Source organism: uncultured Phascolarctobacterium sp. (assembly GCF_905212365.1).
Taxonomy (GTDB): Bacteria; Bacillota; Negativicutes; order Acidaminococcales; family Acidaminococcaceae; genus Phascolarctobacterium_A.
On the sequence record NZ_CAJMEH010000007.1, the window covers coordinates 17,762 to 33,843 of the forward strand.

Consider the following 16,082-nt stretch of genomic DNA (forward strand, 5'->3'; position numbering starts at 1 on the left):
ACCTCTACGCGCAAGGAAAAAGGGCTGTGCGCCCATCCAGTAAAAAGTCTTATTTGCATTGTCCTCATAATAGCACAATTACTGCTTATAGTCAACAAATTGGCTTGAACTGAAAATCATACTTCATACACAAAATAGCGCGTTTTCGTTTTCATAAACACAATTCGCTTAGTTGTTTCTTTGCTTACGCTCTTAGCTGTTTTTTTCATCGGTCGTCCCGCTTTAAACCAAGCGTAACCTCCGCCTAGCTTTTTTATTAATTCATAATTTATTTGATAGCTGCAATTTATTTCCAATTCATTCTTTCCAGAAAGCATCTCATCCGTATTAATAGGTAGCTCGATCCAAAAATTATTATTTTTTCTTTTTGTCCAATCATTAAGACGTTCCTGACATTTACCCACGAAACGCTCATTATCCATATTTATTACCAAGCAATCTAATTGCCCACCTTCCGGACAATTTAATTCTATCCCTAGGATGACACTCTTGTTTTCTTGCGTCACTACTTTGACGTTTTCTATTGAAATTCCCTTGCGTTCCAATTCTTCCGCGCTTCTTCTAAGCTGGCTTTGTTGCGATTCATAAGGCGAAGGTATGTCGGCAAAAGCTACGCTTACTTGCAACAAGCTCAACAATGCGAATAAACATGCAATTATTTTTTTCATTACATCAGTCCTTCGTTAATATACAATAATCCCACTGCTAAGCTAGCACCATTAGTGACAAGCAAAGATAATAATAACCTGCTTTTTCTTTCAGGCACAACATATAGCATCATGCAGTATTCTAAAATAAGCACCAGGCACTCCCCAACAAAAATATTAGCATACAGCTCTGGCAAGAAATCCGTCATTAAAAATTCATTGAATAATATGTTAGAAACTATATTCGTTACAAAAAACCAGCTAAGTACCTTTCTGTTCCGGTAACTCAGTAAATATAGAACTACTACTTCAATAATAGCCGTATTTAACGCGGTCTCCAGCAAATCGCTTTCCAATATTAACCCTACTGCCAGCATATCCATTATTCTTCACTGCTCCCAACTAGCGGAAGTTTGTCGAATAACAAATATCCTCCGACAAATAATAAAATAAACTGCAACATTATCATGAGCGGCAACGGAATAAAATATTCTTTAAACCACCAAGCAGGTAAAAGACAAACGGCCGCTAAGCCAAAAGTAAACCCTGCATAATCTGGCAAATAATAATATATTACCCTTAACGTCAACGGCATAGTCATATTACACAATAAAACAAACGTTAACATCGGTGCAAGACCTGCGAATTGCAAAATTACAAATTCCAGTAAAAATAGCGCCAACAGCATATGTTTATAACCAAATTTATCGCAGCAAACTCCACCTAATGCTTTTCCAAGCACATAAATACAAGGCAGCCATAAGGGCATATCATCCAAGCGGATCGTACCGGTAAAGCCCCTGAAAATTACGCATATGCACAACGCCAAAACAGATAACAAAACCGACATGGGATTTTCTAACCGTACTTGCCGAAAGCGGACTGCTTTTTCATTAATCTGCGCAGAACTCGTTAGTTGAGAGTAAATTAAATAACAGGATATAAATAAGCCTAATAACATTATCGGTACGCCAATAATTTGCTGTAATCCCAATGCTAATCCTAAAGCGCCGCTGGAAACAAAAATTCCAGGTTCCTTAAAGCCGGCAAAACGCTCTAAAATAATTTTCCCGACAAGAACATGAAAAATACTATTCCCTATACCTAAGCAAAAGCATTTAAGCGATAAGTCTCTTGCTCCTAGCGCGCCTATAAACAATAAGCTGAAAGCCAACCATAGTAAGCATCTTTGCAACCTCTTATACCTGTCAATAGCTAATCCGATAAGCCATTGCGTTCCAAACGCCCAAATGGTATAGAGCATAAAATATTTTTCTATTTCTTCCGCAGCTAAGCCATTAGCGACCAACGCCGCTAATGCCGCCCCGCATACACCGTCTACAAAAAAATGCAAAGCCGTTGATTGTATAAGCATGATAAGTCTCGTTTACATGTAAAAAATATATTAGAAAAACTATTAAACAAAATGCGGTTAGCGCTTTAACAAAAGACTGCTAAAGCGCTAAGCAAGATTGATTAAAAAATGTTCAACTTGTTATTGCAATTTAAGTCTCTAAAAAATTTGCACTATACCCACACATTTTTTCGAATGCTTCTTGCTAATTCACATGATAATTTTGCAAAAGATTTTGATGAGAATGTAATTTAGAAAATTACATTTAATAAATCACTTTTTCTATTCCGAACCATTGTGCAGATTCTGACCATGGGAAGCGAAATTCTCCTAGCTCAACTTTGTTCTTTAAAAAGGCCCTATATTTTACAACCAGTGTATCTCCGCGGCTTTCTATACTCTCATAATTATTGTTTACATTACCAAAATAATCTTTACTTATTTTTTTGCTATCTAGGTATTTAACAAATTTTCCATCCTTATTTTTCCCAAAAATAACAAAATCTGTATATGTATAAGAAGAAAGCATAGCATATAGGGAATTTCCTTCGCTTGTTAAGATTTTAAAAAGTTGGCCATCAATAATATCAAATTCTATGTAGTTACCGGCTTCACCAATACGACAAAGATTCCATCTCTCTGGAATATTGTAATCTACATATAGCTTTTCCCCATCATAGTTAAACAACACTGTACCTTTACCATACCCATTAGTATAAGCTTTTCTTACTTTGCTATAATGTTTATAACCATTAATTTCGCTAAATCCATCAAAAGTAAACCCTGTATCTCTATTCAAATCAAAACGAATTTTTCCTATCTGAACTGGGTTCTTCATTGTCATTGCCATACACGACATATGTACAACCATAAGTATCAATGTAACCAAAAGAATTTTAATTTTACACATGATATAACCTCCCACAAGCGGTTAGCGCTTTAACCGAAAGCAGCTAAAGCGCTAGACAGTATTGACACAAACAAATCATTTTATACTGAGCAAAATATCTTTGGCATTTAGTTTGCAGGTATAGCTGCTACTGCCTTCTTAATATTTTCAGTTTGCGAAGGATCGCTATACAAATCGTAGTTGAGCACACTCTTTACCTGTTCCAAAGTTTCTCCCTCGAAATTGAAATCTAAATATTTCTCAACACCCCTTGCCGAAGGAACAGAAAATTTAAAGCTAATTTTTAAAGGTTTGCTACTCAACACAAGATCCACAAACTCAGGAATATCTCTAGGAGCTATTCTGCCCGACAGCGTATAACCAGTACCTCTACTTTCTTTAAATTCATAATCTTTATAAACTCAAGCAAACACTCTACCCTTTAAAAATTTGCACCCAATAGTACTTGTACCCGCCTACGCCGTTGCTATCGTAACAATAGCCCACGCCTAATTCACGGAATGCGCTTTTCAAAATATTAGCCTTATGCCCAGGCGAATTCATCCACTGCCTTACTACCGCTTCTGGAGTCGCACTACCAGCAGCAATATTTTCTCCCAATGTTGAGTACCCTGCATCGCCCACTGCGGTGAAACAACTACTGCCATCTGGCCTATCATGTGAAAAAACCTGCGTCAATTCTTTAGCGCGTATAGAAGCGGCATATTGCAAATCATCCGACAATCTTAAAGGGCTAGCACCAACTTTCGAACGTTCAATATTGACTAATTCCAAAACTTCTTCAGCATAACGCGAAGTATCCGCTTCATAAGCATTGTCAACATATCCATTTTGACTCTGCTTCTCCCAATCCTCAGGAGAAAAATTTTCTTGCGGAACTACGTGTACTAAAAAACGAATACCCTCCAGTAACGGCGGATTCATACTAACGGGAAATATCGCTTTTACAATCGTGTCTCCCGTTTTTTTAAACAACACACTATTTTTACCGTCCAGATCAACTTGTTCCGCCATATTTTTGTCTACTTCATAAAAGGCAAACGGCATCTCTATAGAAAAATAATTATTGACCGGTATGGTTATTTCCTGAGCATACTCTTCTTCAGCTCGGCAAATTTTACTGGAAAATATACCTATAAGCAAAACTGATAGTAAAATCCTACAAAAATCTTTTAGCATATATATTCCCACCTCGTATAATAAGTTTCAAAGATAATAATTCAAGTATCAGCACACGGGGAGGTGAAATCAATGAATCCACTTTTTGTTGGCATCGATGTGAGCAGCAATTTGAAATCATTCCTAACCCTCTAACTTCTATCCCAGGAATTGGGAAGGTCTACTCCGCCGGTATCATTGCCGAGATCGGGGATGTTCACCGCTTCCAGTCTCAGGCGTCCGTTGCCAAGTATGCCGGCCTTGTCTGGACACAGCACCAGTCCGGTGACTTTGAAGCGCAGAACACCAGAATGATCAAATCCGGCAACCGTTATCTCCGGTACTACCTGCTGGAAGCCGCCAACTCCGTGAGAAGATGCGACTCCGAGTTCCAGCGCTACTATGACCTCAAGTACCATGAGGTCAACAAGTTTCAGCATAAACGCGCACTCGCTTTGATTGCCAGAAAACTGGTTCGGTTGGTCTTTCGACTGCTGAAGGACAACCGCCTGTATATCCCGCCTGAGGGCTGATTTCCGCAGCCGCTTCCCGGTGTAACAGGCCCTGTTGAAAAAACGCAGTAGGCAGGGCTTTGGTTAGTGTACACTTTTTTCCTGTTTTGCCCGAGTTTACACCTTTCCTGATTGAAAATTTCTTTTCATTCTCCTATTGACATCACACCATTAGACTTATCACTTTTACCATGCTGCAATAGTAAGCACATTATAAGCCGAAGAACGTAATTCTACATGGCATTCCACATTTTCTTTTATTTTATTGAAAAGTGTCTGCGGTGAGCCGCCATATCGCATGGTAAAAACAGCTTTACCACTAGTATAGTCACTTAAATCTGCATTCTTTACACCTTTAATATTATTCAACGCTTGTTGTATTGAATCAAGTTTTTCATATCCAGAAGTCATGACTATTAATTCCACTCTGCGCCTGTTACCTGCCGCTAATTCCAGCAATTTATCCGACAAATATTCGCCCATTTCCTTACCGGCAACAGCTAAGGCTTTCTTCGAAGCTATAGCTTCAGAAACATCTACAGCTGAACCATATTTACCATCAGCAGCTATAATCTGTCCCGTACGAGCAATATACATTTTCGCTTCTACGCGAGCACGGCAGCTCAATGTTCCAGTCCGCCTGCCTTTAGGCAAGAATTGCCCGACATCGCCAATGCCCTCGCTAAACGCTTCGCCTACTACAAGAATATCCGCTTGCATAGAATTAGCTAGAGCGCGTAAATCATCATCGGTTAAATTAAACGGACTATTATAACGCATCCTATCCTGGCTAATGTCCACCATGTTATCAAAGCCAGCAGCAATAAATGCGTTCACCACAGCCGTTTCCCCTGCGGGATCAGGAATACGATAGGCAAGATGCCTTTCTGGAATTATAACGGCAATTTTAGGATTACGCAGCAAATTATCGATCAAGCCTAGCACTGTCAACTGATCCATCAACTTAGAATTTTGATTAACGTCGATTTCGGCATTAACAGTCACGCACCACCCGTCGACATTTTTCTGTGTGCCGACTACTTGATAAGAATTTATAAATCCTCTACTAGTAGCATAAACTTTATCGTTTAAAAGTGTGTTATTTTCTACAATAGTTTCTGAATCTATCAGAACGCCAACTGCATTTTCTAACGCGTTACGCAAAGCGTCATCAGTAGCCTCTGCTTCTGTTACGCCTACGCCTGTAGTAGTAATATTTTTTGCAAAGACATTACTAGATAATAATATAGACAAGGCAAATGCTAAAATATAAATAAATCTCTTCATTTTATTTGCCTCTCTTTACGTTACAGCCAGTAGCAATGATACCCTTCCTTTTAGTAATTTTACCAACAGAAAAATCAGCTTCCACATCTTCAATTTTTAACGCGCCTAAAAATTCCTTCTGTACGGTAATAATTTTACCCGTTACAGGATGCTTAATTGGCTTGCCTTCTTTATAAATAATAAAATTATCACCTTTATGAACGCCGTTATTGCTACCAATATCAATATATACTTGATCTTCGGTAACGCTCACTACAAGGCCAGAAAGCGGATTGATGCCTTCCATAAAACCTGCTATTTTTTTAGCTACATCTCCAGCTGCATTGGCCAGCATAATATTTTGATCAGGATAGGTATTTTCAAATTCACTAACCGTATCGGAACCTTCAACGATTTCAGCTATCTTAACTTCGCCTGTGTTATTATCTATAAATTTAAAATTAAATTTAACCTTAGCCTTGTGCCCTTTATAAAGATAATTATTAAAACGCTCAAAATCAGCTAACATCACATTACCTACTATAGTGTAATCTGCTCCTAGCATATTGCCAAACTGAATAGCTGTATCTCCGCTAATCAGCCCTGTGATATGCAGATTCAGTTCGTGCAATACATGATCAATCTGTCTACGCTCTACAACATTATAGTTGCCGCTTTGTACTAAAATCGTAGTCAAAGCACTTTCTAAGTCTTGTGCAGCTTGGCGGCCATAACTACTCCCAATTGTATTTTCTACTGCCATTACAGCAACCGTTTTTTTAGCTGCCTCACAGCTAAAACAACCCAACAACATTATGGATAACATTAATAAGGACAAAATAATTCTCATTGTCTTTTTCATCATAAACACCTCACCATTTAAAATTTATATGGCCTACCAAGATCGCATAAATAATATAATAAAAACTCATTTTGTAAATACTTGTCAGCTACAGGCCACAACCAAGTATCTTGCTCTATGGTATTCTCATACAAAGTCAAATAAAAGCGATTGATTATTAAATCATGATTTCCTTGAGCGCTTGCTTTCAACAATGTTAAAAACTGCTTCTCGTTCCCTAAAACTAAATTGGCCATCGCTTTGGCGCAATAAGCTTCAGCGCTACTATCCGCTATTAATAAGGAGCATACTTTCTGAGCTAATCTTTGCGATTTCAGATGATACTCTGTCTGCTCCGGCCTATACGTCATATCTCCGGCCTTACACAAAATAGCATAATCCAACAATGCGCCCACATCGCTAGAACTCAATTTCAACCTATCCTGCAACAATTTTTCAGCGCGCAAAAAAGCACTTTTTGCATATGGTAAAACCCCTTTACCGCGATAAATTTGCATAGAGAGCGCAATATAAGAAATATTTTCAGGCTCAATAGTATTAGCTTTTGCTGCGTCAGCAATAGCCTGCGCATAAAAATTGCCTGCCTGCGCCATACTGACAGAATTTTTAGCGGCAAAATACGCTTCATATGCGCCATTGAAATATTGCATACCAACATTAATATTCTGTTGCGTAATACTATCAGCTTTCGCAGGTGTAAGATCAGCTTCGCAAAAAGAAGGTGTACCTACTAAAAAAAACTAGCTAGTAATAACCCATAAAATTTCATGAGCTTCACCTCTTGTATAATGAAGAGAGGAATAATCTTGAGTAATTACAAGAATATTCCTCTTTTCTAGTAAATTACGTTATTTTAAAAAAACAACGGCGCACTTTCCAAACATATCAGCTTGCTCGTTAGCTAATAAAATTTTATCGCCATCTTCTACGGACACGACAACATTTACAGGATTAATGGAGTTCACGCCGCCCTTGACGGTAGTAGCGCTTACTACTAACGGGTTAGCGCCGGCGCGAGTAGTACCGCCAGTTGCGGTTTGCAAATCGGTAGCGTATTCAACCATTCCTTGAGAAATCGCCATATCTTTATCGATATTCTGCATACCGTAAATTATTCTACCGTTGGTATCCATAATCACCGGAGAAAAAGTAGGCTCTAAGCCCATACCTGAAGCGTCCACAATAACGCCGGTATAAGTTACAGATCTTACTTCTTTAATTTCTTCTTTAGTCAGAGGGGTAGTTTTTTCGTCAACCTTAGCGGCAGGTTGCGACACAACGTTTTTCGTTGCTTCCGGCAGTACAGCATTGGCAACGCTCTTACCGACGCCAAATAAAGGTACGCTCACCTTTACAAAATAGCTGCCGTCTTCGTTTGCGCCTTCGTCAACAATACGAGCACCTTTAATTAAAGCGGCTACCCTTGCTTTAACCGTATCACTTTGTAATACCATAGATTCGATGGTAGTATCAGAATCAATTTGTACGCCTTGGATAGTTTCTGCCAACAGACGATAGGCGTCTACAATTGCAGCACGTCTTGCTAATACATGGCCGCGATTACCAACATTGTCCGGCGGAAAGCCCAACCCAGTAGCAGTAGCAGCAGATTCTGCGCCTTTGGTCCAATCAATAGTAGCTTCTTGTTGTACGTGGACATTAACAGAAACGCTAGTTTCAGCAGGAGCTGCTATAGCGGGAGTGCTGTATACATTGCTAAAGGATAAAGCTAGTCCCAAAACAGCTGCGGCTATCAGCCCTTTATTATGCATATTCATAATGTTTCTCATCCTCATATTATAAACGTAGTAGTATTTACAGTCCCTCTCCAAGGACTTAGCCATACAGTGTTGTAAAGCTCCACCTATCTGCGAATAACTGGCCTTGGAGGCGGTGCAGGCCGTCTTACCGGTGCCGGTCTTTTATGAGGCATTGACTTATGTACAGGAGGTGGCGGAACTATATGCCTACGTGGAGGAGGCGGAGCTATAGGCCTATGTGGAGGCGGAGGCGGTGGCGGAGCTATAGGCCTATGTGGAGGTGGAGGTGGAGGCGGAACTCTTCCTTCTCCATAAGGCGGTCGCGGTGGCGATACATACGGTGGTGGTGGCGGTGGATCTTTAGGCGGCCTGCCAAGTATTGCATCTCTTAAACGTGGCCACATACTATACGCTTCATCATGCACAGAAATAATATTTGAAGGTTTTATTTCCGACGCACAAGCAACAGAAGCTTGTCCTAAGGTGATATTACATAATACTGCAAAAGCACCCAAAACAATTAATTTTTTCATCATTAATCCCCTTTCTTAAAAAATTTATATTAAATTGCCGTAAAGCAAAATAATAACCCTATACAGCATTATTAATTATATTGTTTTTTACTATCCTTTATTTCTTTATTAACCTGTTTATAAAATTTTTTTACTAAACTAGTGTAAGCATCTATTTCTTTATCGTTATATTCACTTCCACTATACTGCACTAAAACTGCCCCTGATTTTACATCGACCAAATTAAATGTTCCTCTGACTATAGCTAAGAAAGAATATTGTCCTAGATGATCATAAATTTCAGATTCATAATATTTGGTAGTCATTTTATGCTCTTTGCCTTTGCCGTCCTTCCATTTCTGTTCATCTTCCCAAACGACTCTATCCCTTGCCTCTGCTCTAGGTTCAAACCAAGTAGCCTCCAAAACGTATTTTTCGATGAAAACCTCTATTCTTACATCATCTGGTGTCTTATTTTTTCCATCATAATTAATCGCAAGCCCCTTAATTGCTTTTGCTTCTTCTTTTAAAGTAAAGTACAAAGCCTTAACTGCAAACTCATCGCCAGCTATATTATCCGGCATGGCGATATGCCCAAACCCTAATTGCTCTGCCTGTGCTAACTGCGGTGAAACAGCAAAGCAGATGCTAGGAATTCCCAAGCAAAATCCGCTAATCAACAATCTCACTATTATATTCTTAATTATTTGCATACGGTTCACTTCTCCTTATTCTTTCTTACCCGTTTAAATTCTTTGGCAAATTCTGTCAATAGGCTTCGGAATTGTTCTTCTTCATTAGTGTCATATCCTTGAGTTCTATGTTGAAGCAACATTATTTTATTTCCCTGCGTATCATATAATGTATATTCCAAATCCAAAAAATTCAAATAGACATATTGGCCGGGAATTGTATGAAGCTCAGTCCAAGAGCTCTCATTATATCTTCTATAACCTTCCGCGCCGCCGACTGTTTCCGTGTAGCTTCTCATATCCACTTCACAAATTTTTTCCGGCGACCAATCTTGCTGCACTCTATTTTCACGTATATTGCATACTAAATAAGCATCTGCACCAGTTTTTTCCTTAACAGTTTGGCCTATCGCAGCTTCAGTAGTGAAGTCATTTAGCAAAGTCACATAATCTTTATTTTGCTCACCGATAAGGCTCATATACTGATTATCTGGTGTTAAAAGCATAAAATAAACATTTTTAGCATTTTTAGTTAAAGAATCTTTCAATAAGTCTTCCGCACCAATAAAGTTTTTTTCACCCTTTAAAGGAAAAATAGCTACCTTTTTTAATTTATCTATTCCTGCTGTTCTATCATACCATACATGATTGTGGGCAAAAGCGCTTGCACTAACTGCCAGAACCAATAATGCACAAATAAAAACCTTCAACATAATCACCCTTCCAATAAATTTATGCAGGTTTAATAAAATTCCACCCAATCCATATACTGCCTCAACCAAAGAATTTTTTCATCATTCAAATCCTCCATTATTTATATCCATCAATCATACTATTGCCATCCATATATAATCTACAGCATTAGTAGGAGCTTTAAAATTGACGTTGTAAATCGCTTCTATTCATCTACAATATTCAACATTTTAAATATGCATCTATACAATTTTTAACACTTCACATCTTACATTATACAATCTTTAAAAGCGTTTGTACAGCAAAACTACAATCTTTATTGTCTTATTTTTCACAACAAATATCATATAATTAATATGGAGAGAGTACGGAGGAAGCCACTATGTATGAAGATTTTGTAGCTAACAGAATTATGCAGCTGCGGCAGGAAAAGAAGGTTTCGGCCCGCGAAATGAGCCTGGCTATAGGGCAAAACGTCAACTACATCAATCGCATTGAAAACAAGCTCAATCTGCCGTCGCTTCAAGGTCTGTTTTATATCTGCGAATACTTTAATATAACTCCTAAAGAATTTTTTGAAGGAACCGAACCGCCCCATCCCTCAACATTGCTGCTGCACGAAGCGACGCAAGTTCTGTCAACGCTCAATGAAGAACAGCTGTCGCTTGTCATCGCAGTAGCTAAAGCCCTACAAAAAAAATAACCAACCGACGCTAGTTTAGAAAACTAAGCATTGGTTGGTTATTTTTATGTAGCGTACCAACTTATTCCTTGCTTTTTTATGTAAAATATGATATAATTTCGTAAAATTAAGGTAAAATTAAGATCGTTTTCGCCTTTCTCGGCGTTTGCACCGGAATAATCTTGGAAAAGTTGGTCTACTTTATATGGATAAGGATTTGAAATTTATTATTCGCAGTTTTTTAGACTTTTTAATGCGGTCTGCCTACTGCGTTGCTGGCGTGCTGATAATGATGTTGCTGGCGAAAATTGATATTACGAGATCCGGCAGAATCACAGAAATTTCTTTTACAGAATTTACACAGGAAGGGCTGCTGTTTATCAGCGCCGCTATTTTTTTGTTTTTGGCAAAAAAGAAAAATTCTGGCGGGCTGTTACTTGTCAGTGGATTTTTATTCTGTATGTTCATCCGCGAGCTGGACGCGCTGTTCGACCTGCTTTTTCACGGTGCCTGGAAATATATTGCCGTTGCGGCAGCAGCAGGCTTTTCTTATGCAGCGTTGAAAAAGGGCAAGGCGGAAACGGCAAGGACGCTGGCAGAATTTATGCGCACCCGCTCTTACGGCATGTTGACTAGGGGGCTATTGGTCGTACTTGTCATTTCGCGCTTATTCGGCATGCGTGAGCTGGGTTTATTTGTAGCAGACGTAAAGTTCAGCGAGAACACAAAAAATTTTATGGAAGAAAGCACTGAGCTTTTAGGTTATATGCTGATTTTCGCCGCTGCCGTACATTATGTGAAATATTGCCTGCGGCCATCTAAGGATAAAGAAGAGTAAAGTATAAAAACAGGGCTGAATCGTGAAACATTCAACGGTTCAACCCTGTTTTTCTGTTCAAAGGATTTTTTATATGGGTGGCAAATTTGCCGATCGCCTCAAGAATTCTCTCTGGCGGAACAAGTCCACTCCTTTCGTTTTGCGCATGAAAAAAGCACCTGCCTGTGTAATCAGGTAGATGCTTTCTCTTATATCGATTCTGTTTCCCTTATAATCCTAATTGTTTTAATGGAAAGTTTGCATTCTTAAGGGTATGCTCTCATGTTGTTCTGTAATAGCAGGTGTTTTTTCCGCTGCCCTCACGTTCCAGTTCACCGGAAGCCACCATCTTCCGCAGTGCGCCCTCAACAGAGCTGACGCTGAGCGACGGACAAAGTTCCCTGATGTCCTGTTTGGTAAAACGACCGATCTTGTTTTTTGTGGCAAGTCTCACGGTTTCAAGGGCAGATTTCTTTGTTTCCACCAATGCAAATCGATCCTCAAAGTCTCTGTAGGCAGCAAGTATTGTTCCCAGCAGATACTTGATGAATGGAACCGGATCATCTTCTCCTTCATGCCATCCGTCCTGTGAGGCAGAAAGTGCATCATAATACAAGTCTTTGTTCTTCGCTATCTTTGCCTCAAGTGAGATATATTTCCCCCTTGAATTTACAATCTAAGTGCAACAACCAAAAGAAATAGTGACCCATAGCGGAGAATCCTTTACAATGGTGTTTGCGGACTACCAGAAAAGGAGACAACTATGGATCACTATCATCATCTTAGCACAAGAGAACGAGAAAGTATACTGTTTATGAGAGGTGAAGGCAAAGGAATTCGTGCAATTGCTGCCGCGCTCGGCAGAGCAGCTTCAACGATCAGTAGAGAACTGAAGAGGAATAAAACAAAGAATGAGTATTCGCCTTCTCAAGCAGAGGGAAAGTATCGGGCCAGAAGGAAGCGCTGTTGTCCTAAAAAAGTATTAGCGGATCCTGCTGCCAAAGCACTTGTAAAAAGACTGTTTCTCGAAGAACAATGGTCTCCCGAGCAAATTGCTAACCGATTGAAGGAGGAAAACAACACTATTCAGGTAAGTTACTCGACAATATATCGTGCAATTTACTCCAGAATGTTCGACGATAAGAAATTGTCCCACGGTGAACGCGGTGTTGTTCGCAAACTGCGGCACCGCGGCAAAACTCGCCACAAGAAAGGTACAGAAGAAACCAGAGGTAAACTCAAAATCAGCAATCCCATTGAAGAACGACCAGAAGAAGCTAATGATAGAAGTGAACTGGGACACTGGGAGGCAGATACTGTTGCTGGTAAAACAGGTTCTTCGTGTATGATTACTATGGCTGACAGGAAATCGCGTTATCTTCTTCTCAAGAAGATCCCCAAGAAAAACTCAATATATGTCAGAGATGGGATCATTGAGCTTCTACAACAGCTTCCTTCCGAGAAGATCGCCTCCGTCACACCAGATAGAGGCAAAGAGTTTTCTCGACATTCAGAAATCACAGAGGCTATGAATGGGTTACAGTTCTATTTTCCTAAACCACATGCACCATGGGAACGAGGAACCAACGAAAATACGAACGGACTCATCCGCGAATACTGCCCAAAATCAATCGATTTAGAAACCTTCGATGATAACCATTTCACCACCTTCACCGCAAAACTAAATCGACGTCCACGCAAATGCCTTGGTTGGAAGTCTCCCTATGAGGTTTTCTTTGGCGTAGTGTTGCAATTGACTTGACAATTCAAGCCACATAAAAACCGCTCCTGTAAAGCAAAAGCGTAGTGAGCAGTCTGCTCATACGGCCATTTCCGTCATTGAAGGGATGGATACAGAGGAAATCGTGTATGAACACCGGAATCGCGATCAGCGGTTCAAGTTCCAGATTTCCTATGACCCGGTTGTATTCTTCGCAAAGCCTGTCAAGCGCCTCCGGCGTCTCGTATGGAGCAAGCGGAGTAAAAAGCGTCTCTGTATGACCATCGGGATATGTTGCGCTGATATAGTTCTGTACTGTTTTCGTCCTTCCGGCCACGGGATTATTCATGTGGCTGTAGAGGATCTTGTGCAGCTGAAGAATATAATTCTGCGTGATCTGGATCGTATCAAAGCTCTCGTGGATAATTCTCAGAACATCCCTGTAACCAGCGATTTCCTGCTCATCCCGGTTCCTTGGAGTTGTTTTCTCCTCTACGATCTGTCTGATGCGCGTATTTGTGGTGACAATGCCTTCTATGGCATTTGATGCCTCGGTACTTTGAATCTTGGCGATCTCCACCAGCTTTTCAAGTTCCTCCGGTCTCTGCTTCAAATACATCTCCTGTTTTCCTGCCTCTTTATAGATGGCAGCAACAAGACTCAGAAGTTCCGAGTCCCACTTTTTATCTTTGATCAATGAGTAGTTGAACTCTCGCATTCCCTTACCTCCTCTTGCTTTCCCTTAAATTATAATCATTTTAAGGGAAAAGCTAAGTTTCTGCCGAGTTTCCCCTTATTATTCTTCCGCTTTTAAGGGTATTTTATGCAAGGGTCAGATAAATAGAATTCCACGGGAGTCATATACGCTCTCATGAGATTCGTTTCCGCAGCGGATGGCACGGTCAAGAGCCATGATCGTTGCGATTGCGCCGTCAATTTTCTCCGTGGACTTTTCCTTATCCGCCTTGATGTTGCCCGCCGGGTCCTGCCGGATGAAGATGTTATCCATCATCCATCTCAGGACGGGATGACCCTTGACATCAACACGACCGTCTCGACATGGCTCGTCATTGGGAACATATCCACCGGCTGCGCTACCAGTGCTTTGTAGGCATACTGCTCCAAAAAGGCTAAGTCGCGGGCCAGCGACGCCGGATTGCAGGACACATAGACAATGCGCTGCGGCCCTACGCCCGCCATAGCGGCCAGCACCTTTTCCTCGCAACCCGCGCGGGGCGGGTCCACCACAATCACGTCCGGCCGCACACCGCCTGCCAACAACGCAGGCAGCTCCGCCGCCGCGTCGCCCAAAATAAATTCCGCGTTACTGCAGTTATTTTCCAAAGCGTTTTTCTTAGCGTCCTCGATAGCCGGAGCAACAATTTCTATACCGTAAACCTTTTTGGCGTGCTTGGCCAAGTACAGCGAAATCGTACCCGTACCGCAGTACACGTCCACCACGGTCTCGCCGCCGCTCAAACCGGCAAATTCCAACGCCTTATTGTACAGCTTTTCCGCCTGCTCGCTGTTCACCTGAAAAAAGGATTGGGGCGAAATATTAAAGCTTATCGCGCCCAGGCTGTCCTTAATTTTTTCGTCGCCGTACAAAACCCGCGTTTTGCTGCCCATAACCACATTGGTCGGCTTCTTATTAATATTCTGCACCACGCTCACCAAGCCGGGCACGTACTTTGTCAGCCATTGGATGAGCTCCTTGCGGTGAGGTATATCGTAAGCAGAAGTCACCAGCACCGCCATCACCTGACCGCTGTGTACGCCTACGCGTCCCATCACATGGCGCACCAAACCCTTGCCGGTTTTTTCGTCGTAAGCGCTGACGTCAAAACGATTCATCCATTTGCGCACCGTCAGCAGCACCTGATTATTGGCCTCCTGCTGAATCATGCAGCCGTCCGTATCGACTACGCTGTGAGTTGCCGCGGCATAACAGCCGATGCTCAGCGTACCCTCGGCGCTGACCGCCGCAGGGAACTGCATCTTATTGCGGTAAGTCCAGGGGTTGGCCGCGCCTAAAACCGGCAGCACCTCTGCCTCCACATGGCCAATGCGGCTTAAAGCGTCCTGCACCTGTTGACGCTTGCATTCCAGTTGGCCTTTATAGCTCAAATGCTGCAGCTGACAGCCGCCGCATTCCTTATATACGGGGCAAAGCGGCTCCACCCGCTCCGGCGACGCCTCCAGAACGACGTCCAAGCGGCCTACCGCATAGCTTTTTTTGACCAGCGTAACGGTAGCCTGCACCGTTTCCTGCGGCAGCGCGCCCTGCACAAAAACGGTAAAGCCTTCGTATTTGCCTACGCCCTCGCCGCTGCTGCCCAAGCCGGTAATCTGCACGGCGATACTGTCGCCCTGTTTTACTGGTATCTGCATTTTCATCTATAGCCACGCTCCTAATAAATCATAATTTTTCTTCTAAAATTATATCACGGCGGCACATAAAAAGAAACGGCACAGCCGCAAAGCCGTACCGTTTCCC

The 16,082-nt window shown here is 41.4% G+C and carries 15 protein-coding genes and 4 pseudogenes; 4 read left to right on the forward strand and 15 right to left on the reverse strand.

What is annotated here, in order from left to right:
- Positions 1–116: 116 nt before the first annotated feature.
- The 5 genes from QZ105_RS02350 to QZ105_RS02370 all read right to left on the reverse strand — a co-directional run bounded on the left by QZ105_RS02350 (position 117) and on the right by QZ105_RS02370 (position 4,090).
- Positions 117–668, reverse strand: coding sequence for a hypothetical protein (locus QZ105_RS02350; RefSeq protein WP_293728247.1), 552 nt, complete (start codon positions 666–668; stop codon positions 117–119).
- Positions 668–1,030, reverse strand: a complete 363-nt coding sequence (locus QZ105_RS02355; RefSeq protein ID WP_293728248.1) for a hypothetical protein — start codon at positions 1,028–1,030, stop codon at positions 668–670. The genes QZ105_RS02350 and QZ105_RS02355 overlap by 1 nt, the downstream gene beginning before the upstream one ends.
- The gene (locus QZ105_RS02360) at positions 1,030–2,022 is read right to left on the reverse strand and encodes a hypothetical protein (protein WP_293728249.1); all 993 of its coding nucleotides are present in this window, start codon (positions 2,020–2,022) and stop codon (positions 1,030–1,032) included. The genes QZ105_RS02355 and QZ105_RS02360 overlap by 1 nt, the downstream gene beginning before the upstream one ends.
- 244 nt (positions 2,023–2,266) lie before the next feature.
- The gene (locus tag QZ105_RS02365) at positions 2,267–2,911 is read right to left on the reverse strand and encodes a hypothetical protein (protein ID WP_293728250.1); all 645 of its coding nucleotides are present in this window, start codon (positions 2,909–2,911) and stop codon (positions 2,267–2,269) included.
- Between the two features lie 414 nt (positions 2,912–3,325).
- A complete protein-coding gene (locus tag QZ105_RS02370) occupies positions 3,326–4,090 on the reverse strand; it encodes a CAP domain-containing protein (protein WP_293728251.1) in 765 nt (254 codons plus the stop codon).
- 131 nt (positions 4,091–4,221) lie between these two features.
- On the opposite strand from QZ105_RS02370, the pseudogene QZ105_RS02375 reads away from it, so the two are divergent.
- Positions 4,222–4,602 (forward strand): annotated as a pseudogene (locus QZ105_RS02375) (transposase); the annotation flags it as partial.
- A gap of 165 nt (positions 4,603–4,767) precedes the next feature.
- Here the strand turns inward: QZ105_RS02375 and QZ105_RS02380 are convergent.
- The 6 genes from QZ105_RS02380 to QZ105_RS02405 all read right to left on the reverse strand — a co-directional run bounded on the left by QZ105_RS02380 (position 4,768) and on the right by QZ105_RS02405 (position 10,386).
- Positions 4,768–5,868, reverse strand: a complete 1,101-nt coding sequence (locus QZ105_RS02380) for a hypothetical protein (protein ID WP_293728252.1) — start codon at positions 5,866–5,868, stop codon at positions 4,768–4,770.
- Position 5,869: 1 nt separating this feature from the next.
- The gene (locus tag QZ105_RS02385; protein ID WP_293728253.1) at positions 5,870–6,712 is read right to left on the reverse strand and encodes a CsgG/HfaB family protein; all 843 of its coding nucleotides are present in this window, start codon (positions 6,710–6,712) and stop codon (positions 5,870–5,872) included.
- Between the two features lie 14 nt (positions 6,713–6,726).
- Entirely contained in the window at positions 6,727–7,359 is a 633-nt protein-coding gene (locus QZ105_RS02390; RefSeq protein ID WP_293728254.1) for a hypothetical protein, read from the reverse strand.
- 198 nt (positions 7,360–7,557) lie between these two features.
- Positions 7,558–8,487 (reverse strand): LPP20 family lipoprotein, encoded by a 930-nt coding sequence (locus tag QZ105_RS02395; protein ID WP_293728255.1) that lies wholly within the window; start codon positions 8,485–8,487, stop codon positions 7,558–7,560.
- A gap of 586 nt (positions 8,488–9,073) precedes the next feature.
- On the reverse strand, positions 9,074–9,694 hold the full coding sequence (locus QZ105_RS02400; protein ID WP_293728256.1) for a hypothetical protein: 621 nt from the start codon (positions 9,692–9,694) through the stop codon (positions 9,074–9,076).
- Positions 9,695–9,699: 5 nt separating this feature from the next.
- Entirely contained in the window at positions 9,700–10,386 is a 687-nt protein-coding gene (locus QZ105_RS02405) for a hypothetical protein (protein ID WP_293728257.1), read from the reverse strand.
- Between the two features lie 362 nt (positions 10,387–10,748).
- Between QZ105_RS02405 and QZ105_RS02410 the strand changes: the two genes are divergently transcribed.
- Positions 10,749–11,069 (forward strand): helix-turn-helix transcriptional regulator, encoded by a 321-nt coding sequence (locus tag QZ105_RS02410; RefSeq protein ID WP_293728258.1) that lies wholly within the window; start codon positions 10,749–10,751, stop codon positions 11,067–11,069.
- Positions 11,070–11,253: 184 nt separating this feature from the next.
- Positions 11,254–11,886 (forward strand): hypothetical protein, encoded by a 633-nt coding sequence (locus tag QZ105_RS02415; protein ID WP_293728259.1) that lies wholly within the window; start codon positions 11,254–11,256, stop codon positions 11,884–11,886.
- Between the two features lie 259 nt (positions 11,887–12,145).
- Here the strand turns inward: QZ105_RS02415 and QZ105_RS02420 are convergent.
- Positions 12,146–12,526 (reverse strand): annotated as a pseudogene (locus tag QZ105_RS02420) (Fic family protein); the annotation flags it as partial.
- Between the two features lie 102 nt (positions 12,527–12,628).
- Here QZ105_RS02420 and QZ105_RS02425 point away from each other — a divergent pair.
- Entirely contained in the window at positions 12,629–13,627 is a 999-nt protein-coding gene (locus QZ105_RS02425; RefSeq protein ID WP_293728261.1) for an IS30 family transposase, read from the forward strand.
- 10 nt (positions 13,628–13,637) lie between these two features.
- On the opposite strand, the pseudogene QZ105_RS02430 reads toward QZ105_RS02425, so the two are convergent.
- From QZ105_RS02430 to rlmD, 3 genes and pseudogenes are all read right to left on the reverse strand, one after another.
- Positions 13,638–14,303 (reverse strand): annotated as a pseudogene (locus tag QZ105_RS02430) (Fic family protein); the annotation flags it as partial.
- A gap of 114 nt (positions 14,304–14,417) precedes the next feature.
- Positions 14,418–14,618: pseudogene (locus QZ105_RS02435) on the reverse strand (terminase TerL endonuclease subunit); the annotation flags it as partial.
- Positions 14,603–15,982 carry a 23S rRNA (uracil(1939)-C(5))-methyltransferase RlmD gene (gene rlmD, locus QZ105_RS02440; protein WP_293728263.1) on the reverse strand — a complete coding sequence of 460 codons (1,380 nt, stop codon included), beginning with the start codon at positions 15,980–15,982 and terminating at the stop codon, positions 14,603–14,605. The pseudogene QZ105_RS02435 and the gene rlmD, both read right to left, overlap by 16 nt.
- Positions 15,983–16,082 lie beyond the last annotated feature (100 nt).

What these genes read in the sequence shown, in the direction of transcription:
- QZ105_RS02370 (WP_293728251.1), bottom strand. Translation starts at nt 4,090, where the DNA reads ATGCTAAAAGATTTTTGTAGGATTTTACTATCAGTTTTGCTTATAGGT.
- QZ105_RS02415 (WP_293728259.1), top strand. Translation starts at nt 11,254, where the DNA reads ATGGATAAGGATTTGAAATTTATTATTCGCAGTTTTTTAGACTTTTTA.
- QZ105_RS02360 (WP_293728249.1), bottom strand. Translation starts at nt 2,022, where the DNA reads ATGCTTATACAATCAACGGCTTTGCATTTTTTTGTAGACGGTGTATGC.
- rlmD (WP_293728263.1), bottom strand. Translation starts at nt 15,982, where the DNA reads ATGAAAATGCAGATACCAGTAAAACAGGGCGACAGTATCGCCGTGCAG.
- QZ105_RS02395 (WP_293728255.1), bottom strand. Translation starts at nt 8,487, where the DNA reads ATGAATATGCATAATAAAGGGCTGATAGCCGCAGCTGTTTTGGGACTA.
- QZ105_RS02355 (WP_293728248.1), bottom strand. Translation starts at nt 1,030, where the DNA reads ATGGATATGCTGGCAGTAGGGTTAATATTGGAAAGCGATTTGCTGGAG.
- QZ105_RS02350 (WP_293728247.1), bottom strand. Translation starts at nt 668, where the DNA reads ATGAAAAAAATAATTGCATGTTTATTCGCATTGTTGAGCTTGTTGCAA.
- QZ105_RS02365 (WP_293728250.1), bottom strand. Translation starts at nt 2,911, where the DNA reads ATGTGTAAAATTAAAATTCTTTTGGTTACATTGATACTTATGGTTGTA.
- QZ105_RS02390 (WP_293728254.1), bottom strand. Translation starts at nt 7,359, where the DNA reads ATGCAATATTTCAATGGCGCATATGAAGCGTATTTTGCCGCTAAAAAT.
- QZ105_RS02385 (WP_293728253.1), bottom strand. Translation starts at nt 6,712, where the DNA reads ATGATGAAAAAGACAATGAGAATTATTTTGTCCTTATTAATGTTATCC.
- QZ105_RS02410 (WP_293728258.1), top strand. Translation starts at nt 10,749, where the DNA reads ATGTATGAAGATTTTGTAGCTAACAGAATTATGCAGCTGCGGCAGGAA.
- QZ105_RS02380 (WP_293728252.1), bottom strand. Translation starts at nt 5,868, where the DNA reads ATGAAGAGATTTATTTATATTTTAGCATTTGCCTTGTCTATATTATTA.
- QZ105_RS02425 (WP_293728261.1), top strand. Translation starts at nt 12,629, where the DNA reads ATGGATCACTATCATCATCTTAGCACAAGAGAACGAGAAAGTATACTG.
- QZ105_RS02405 (WP_293728257.1), bottom strand. Translation starts at nt 10,386, where the DNA reads ATGTTGAAGGTTTTTATTTGTGCATTATTGGTTCTGGCAGTTAGTGCA.
- QZ105_RS02400 (WP_293728256.1), bottom strand. Translation starts at nt 9,694, where the DNA reads ATGCAAATAATTAAGAATATAATAGTGAGATTGTTGATTAGCGGATTT.